Genomic DNA, 5,906 nt, shown 5'->3' with positions numbered 1-5,906 from the left:
TTTTAGTTTTTTATTTCAGAAAATAATGAGTTTAAAGAAAAATAAAATAATTGTTTATCAAAACACAAATTTCAAAAACCCTCAAGTTTTTGACAGTGTCTAAGAGCTATACTGTTATTTAGTTCCAAAAATTTTAAACCATTGTATGAAAAAACTATAAGAAATGTATAAGACTAATATTTCACCAAGTTATTCTCAGTATAAGTAATTCATGGATTTTTGTCCAGGAATAAATAGGTATTTGATGTTTTAACGAGTTCAGGTGATGATTTGAAGATTACCTCCATTGGTGCAGACATTTCCAAAAATGATGTGTCCTGCAGTGAAAACCTAATTAAAAACCTAGAAAAAGATATTCCCAGTTTAATAACTAAAGGGGCCCATAAAGCTGCTCTCACCAATATTACCGGTGATGATGTGGTTATCAGTGCCTTTGTAGAAGATGATAAACTGGAAGATGTGAATCAGGGCATCGTGGATATACTCCGTAGTAATGCCGAAGACCTGGGAGATATCAATGGAATATCAACCACCAGAGAAGATGCCGGTGAGGGGATATCCTATGCTGAGGCTAAAATAAGACAGGACAGGTATCCTGACGCTATTGTAGTGGCCTTTGACACCTATGGTGGTGAAGGATTTGTTCATAACGTTGCTGATTCAGTGATTAAAGCAGCCCGTGGCCTGGATCAGGTCACTGATGTGGGCAGTAGTTTAAACCATGGTCAGGAAATACCCGGGGTGGGCTATGTTTCTGATGAAACCGATGACCCGGTGGTAGTGGCAACTGTAGAAGATATTGAAAGTATTGGAATAGTTTCCGGGGCCATGATGGGAGCAGCACTGGGTAATAAAAATGTTTACCTGGTAAAAAGAGGATCACCTTCGCATATCATCCCCGGTAGTGTAATCATGTCCATAACTGCCTATATGAATGGAAATGTTATTGATCTGGCAGTACCCCTTTCAGAGCGTATGAAAATTTTAAGGGTTTAACCACCATCTTTTAAGGGTTTAACCCCATCTTCATAATTTTGAAAAAAAATAAGCATCCCTACAATAAAAGAAAATTAGAAATAAATTAAATTAGATTTAACAACAATTTAAGGAAGTGATATCAGTGATATTTCTTGATGAAGACACACGATGTGTGGTGCAGGGAATTACCGGTAAACAAGGCTCTTTCCACACCAAGAGCATGTTAGAATACAACACCAACATCGTGGCTGGAACATCACCCGGTAAAGGAGGCCAGGAATTTGAAGGAGTCCCAGTCTACAATTCTATTGCCGAAATAAAGGAAGAATTGGATGTTAATGCATCAATAATATTTATACCTGCACCCTTTGCCAAGGACGCTGCCTTTGAATCCATATCACAGTTGGAACTGGCCGTGATTATCACTGAACACATACCTGTCCAGGATTCCATGGAAATAACTCATTACGCCCGAAAAAATGATTGCAAAGTCATTGGCCCCAACACCCCTGGAATTATAACACCCGGAGTGGGTAAACTAGGAATCATGCCCACCCATATATTCAATCCAGGAGATATTGGAATAGTATCCCGCAGTGGAACCTTGACCTATGAAGTGGCCAGTCAGATAACCCATGCTGGTCTGGGTCAAAGTACCTGTCTGGGAATCGGTGGCGACCCGGTGGTGGGGATGGATTTTGCAGATGTACTGCAGAAATTCCAAGAAGACCCAAAAACCAAAGCTATGGCCATGATCGGGGAGATCGGAGGTAATGCGGAAGAAAAGGCGGCAGAGTACATTGCTGAAAACATCACCAAACCAGTGGTGGCCTACATTGCCGGTAGAACTGCCCCTCCAGGGAAAAGAATGGGACATGCCGGAGCCATAATTGAAGGGGACACTGGTACTGCTGAAAGTAAAATAAATGCTCTTAAAGCTGCAGGAGTGGAAGTAGCACAACAACCATCACAAATTGCAGATATAATGAAAGAAATAATTTAAAGTAAATCCCGTAATATGTGAAATCCAGTAATAGTACCAGGAAACATAATCATTTTAATTTACCTGTCCCGGGATAAACTAATTCTCTATTAAACTCATTGAACTTATTCCCAAAAAATATTCCAGGATGATTTTTATGGCAAATAAAGAAGAAATCATAGAAAAACTTATTAAGGGAGAGATAAAACTCCATCAAATTGAAAGTTACACTGGTAATGTCCAGGAGGCAATTGAAGTAAGAAGGGGGTTTGCGGAACAGGTAGCAGGTTCCAGTCTAACTCATCTTTCCCAGTACTCCCTGGATCTGCCTGAGGCCCTGAAAAGGAATATTGAAAACCCCATAGGAACCGTTCAAATACCAGTAGGACTGGCCGGACCGTTACACCTCAACGGGAAATATGCCCAGGGTACTTATTACGTTCCTCTGGCCACATCGGAAGGTGCACTGGTGGCTTCCATTAACCGGGGGTGTTCTGTCACCCGGGAAGTGGGTGGTGCCAATGTACGTATAATCGATGATAAAATGACCAGAGCCCCAGTTATACAGACAGAATCTGTCACTGAAGCCCTTAAAATAAAAGAGTGGATTGAAAGACATTTTATAGAACTTAAAGAAGCAGCGGAAAGTACAACCCGTCACGGACGTCTTTTAAAAATCGACCCAGTAATAGTGGTGGGACGTTACGTTTATCCCCGTTTCACTTTCACCACCGGTGACAGTATGGGTATGAACATGGTAACCATTGCCACGGACAAGGCCATGGATATTTTAACCAGGGAAACTGGAGCCCATGTACTGGCTTTAAGCAGTAATCTCTGTGTGGATAAAAAACCATCAGTCTTGAACCTCATAGAAGGACGGGGAAAAACTGTGACTGCTGATATTATTATTCCCCGGGAAATTGTGGAAAAGAAACTTAAAACCACACCGGAATCTATTATGGAAGTTAACATAGCTAAAAACCTCATAGGCTCAGCTATAGCCGGTAGTATAGGTTTCAATGCCCAGTACGCCAATATGATCGCTGCTCTGTTCCTGGCTACCGGTCAGGACGCCGCCCACGTGGTGGAGGGCAGCCTGGGAATAACCACGGCCGAGGTTAAAGATGGTGATCTGTACTTTTCAGTGACCCTACCGGACCTGCCCCTGGCCACAATAGGTGGTGGAACCCGACTGGAGACTGCACAGGATTGTTTGAACATTTTAGGCGTGGCGGGATCTGGTAAGGTGAACAAGTTCGCTGAAATCGTTGGCGGAACTGTCCTGGCAGGGGAACTATCCCTGATGGGTGCACTGGCTGCCGGGCATCTGGCACGAGCCCATAAAGAGTTGGGTAGGGGATAAATTACCATCTGAAGAAGGGATGGGATTAATTTGAATTAATTTAATTGAATAATTTTTTATAAAATCCTGGATAATTGGAGAAAATTGGAATGAATATCCGCGAATTCATAAGTGAATACTTTAAGATGAGCCGTTACGTGGCTCTGGGAACCATGGATGGAATATTGGCCGTCATGGGAGTGACCCTCACTGCTAGTGGGGTGTCAGCAGCCAGTGGAATAGAACTATCCAACTTTGCCGTAGGACTGACTGGTCTTTCCACTGGTGTGGCTCTGGCTATGTCCAATTCATACGGGTCTTTCATTGGTGAACGGGCCGAAGAAGTCCGGACCCTCCGGGAACTGGAGCAGAAGATGATGCTGGAAGAGGGTAAACTGGATGATACCCACATTCACCAGCAGGCCAAAAGGCGTATCTACATGAGCATGTTCACCCATGGATTCAGCAGCTTCATCGGTTCATTCGTACCAGTCCTACCATTCCTGCTAATTTCTGACCGGATAACTGCCATAATATGCACACTAATACTCTGCTTTACCGCACTGATCATATTGGGTGTGTATCTGGGAAAGGTATCCCGGGAAAGTTTACTCAGAACCAGTGTGGAAATCGTGCTCATTGGAATCTTAATCAGCGTGGTCTGTTACCTCATTGGCGGAGGGCACGGATAAAAAAAAACTTTTTTTTGGAATATTTAAAGAGTAAAAATTTTAAAGATTGAAAAATCTCCTTTTCTTAATTTAATTTATGAAACAAGTTTCTGGGTTAATTAATTCGTTTAAAAGGATAATATTAAAATTAATTAACTTTAATTATTAACTTAACTTTTTCCAGCTCAGACGTTGCCAAAACCGCGGTTATGTCCTAAACTGCTACAGATCCATCTCCACACTGTACAGTTTCTCCACCCTTTCCACATGGATCTGGTAGGCATCTTCTTCGGTGATGAGACCGGCATTTATCAGCTTCCGGGTTCTTCGGGGAACTGTTCTGGGACCCATAACTGCACCGGGCCGTGTTCGGTCATCAAGGTAATCAGTTTCCATGAGGAATTTTTTACCCTTCCTTAGAGCTTCCCTCATCACATCTCCACTGGCAATAAGGGAGGGAGTCAGTCCGTGGTTTTCCTCGGGTAGAACCATTGGTCCAGAGAAATGTTTTATAACCTTTTCTTTCTTCAAACCAGCGGTACTGGCCATCTGTGCAAATTCCTGGAATTGTTCTTCAGTAGAAGTTTCGGTGTGCAGCTGCACTGGACAGTCTGCCTCCCGGGCCAGTTCCATGGCGTAGACCATGAGACGGTTATGAACCTCCATCTCCTCCGGAGAGACAGGATAATGGGGTCTGCCGATTTCACCAATTCCCACGGCCTTATCCTCCATCACCATCTTCTGTGCTGTTTCCAGGGCACCCCTCATGAGTTCTTCAGCCTCTACGAGTTCCATACCTGCTTCTACCCTGCGGCTGATTTCGGCAGGGTGTGCTCCCACCACCGCAAAGGCCTGTACCTCAGTTTCCCGGTTAATTTCATCCACGTAGCCCACTACCAGTTCCATTGCCTTGGCAAAACTGCACTGGGGACTTACGGTCCAGGTGGGCTTGTTGGGGATGATCATGGCAGTTCCCCCGGAACGGTGAAACTTTGAAGCTATTTCCAGTGGTCCTTCACCGTTTATAGGGTCTACGTGTATATGATTATCAGTGGATGGTATGTTATCCATGGTAAATATCTCCAATAAGAGTCATTTAAGAAATTTAAATTACAAACTCAGTAACCGAGTTCCCTCATCAGTGCGGTTTCAAATACTTCAAAAGGCGGGGTTATCCCAGTCCAGATACGAAACGCCTCTATTCCCTGGTAAATTAACATTTTAGTCCCGTGAACTGTCTGTGCACCCACTTTATCTGCCTCACGAAGGAGGCCAGTTTCAAGGGGGTTGTAAACAATATCATTCACCACCAGATCCGGATGCATCATATCACTAGTCACCACCGGCTCATCATCCTGATGGGGGTGCATTCCCACTGGTGTGGTGTTAATTAGTACATCGGTATCCTTAAGTTCCATTTCAAGTTCATCATCCAATCCTAAACAACCTAATGAATTGTTGAATGTTTTTTTCAGATCATTCCTTAAGTTGCAGGCTTTTTCCCTGGTTCGGTTGGCAATTAAAACTTCTCCCACACCACTCAGGAGTAACTGGAATGCTATTGCCCTTGCTGCACCACCTGCCCCAATTATGATTATTTTTTTACCCTTAACTGGTGTTGTTTCTTCAATGGCCTTCACCGCACCAACACCATCAGTATTGTAACCAACAGCATTGTTTTCTGTGAACTTCACTGTGTTCACTGCACCTATCAGTTCTGCAGCTTCATCCAGTTCATCCAGGTAGTCTATGACTTCTATTTTGTGGGGTAGGGTCAGATTAAGGCCCATGATTCCCATCTTCCGGGCACCTTCCATGGCCCGGGCCAGGTTTCCGCGTTTAACATGGAAAGGAACGTAAACATAATCCAGTTTAAGCTCTTGAAAAGCAGCGTTGTGCATGGGAGGAGATAAGCTGTGTTCCACTGGAT

The 5,906-nt window shown here is 43.7% G+C and carries 6 protein-coding genes (1 of these 6 only partly in view); 4 read left to right on the top strand and 2 right to left on the bottom strand.

The window, feature by feature from the left end; all coding sequences use genetic code 11:
• Positions 1–270: 270 nt before the first annotated feature.
• From QC759_RS03480 to QC759_RS03465, 4 genes are all read left to right on the top strand, one after another.
• Complete coding sequence (locus QC759_RS03480) at positions 271–996, top strand: hypothetical protein (protein ID WP_048072199.1); 726 nt, start codon at positions 271–273, stop codon at positions 994–996.
• Positions 997–1,120: 124 nt separating this feature from the next.
• On the top strand, positions 1,121–1,981 hold the full coding sequence (gene sucD / locus QC759_RS03475; RefSeq protein ID WP_048072200.1) for a succinate--CoA ligase subunit alpha: 861 nt from the start codon (positions 1,121–1,123) through the stop codon (positions 1,979–1,981).
• Between the two features lie 136 nt (positions 1,982–2,117).
• Positions 2,118–3,326, top strand: a complete 1,209-nt coding sequence (gene hmgA, locus QC759_RS03470) for a hydroxymethylglutaryl-CoA reductase (NADPH) (RefSeq protein WP_048072201.1) — start codon at positions 2,118–2,120, stop codon at positions 3,324–3,326.
• 89 nt (positions 3,327–3,415) lie between these two features.
• The gene (locus tag QC759_RS03465) at positions 3,416–3,997 is read left to right on the top strand and encodes a TIGR00267 family protein (protein WP_048072202.1); all 582 of its coding nucleotides are present in this window, start codon (positions 3,416–3,418) and stop codon (positions 3,995–3,997) included.
• A 201-nt stretch (positions 3,998–4,198) separates the two neighbouring features.
• On the opposite strand, the gene QC759_RS03460 is transcribed toward QC759_RS03465, so the two are convergent.
• Both QC759_RS03460 and QC759_RS03455 read right to left on the bottom strand, forming a co-directional pair.
• Positions 4,199–5,047: a TatD family hydrolase gene (locus QC759_RS03460; protein WP_048072203.1), complete on the bottom strand. Its 849-nt coding sequence runs from the start codon at positions 5,045–5,047 to the stop codon at positions 4,199–4,201.
• A gap of 47 nt (positions 5,048–5,094) precedes the next feature.
• Positions 5,095–5,906 carry the 3' portion of a shikimate dehydrogenase gene (locus QC759_RS03455; RefSeq protein WP_048072204.1) on the bottom strand. It continues 40 nt past the right edge of the window, so 812 of the gene's 852 nt are visible here — the last part of the coding sequence; its start codon lies off the right edge, out of view — the gene reads right to left on this strand; the stop codon is at positions 5,095–5,097.

Origin of the sequence: Methanobacterium formicicum (assembly GCF_029848115.1) — an archaeon.
Lineage (GTDB): Archaea > Methanobacteriota > Methanobacteria > Methanobacteriales > Methanobacteriaceae > Methanobacterium > Methanobacterium formicicum.
This window is presented reverse-complemented; position numbering and strand designations above follow the sequence as displayed.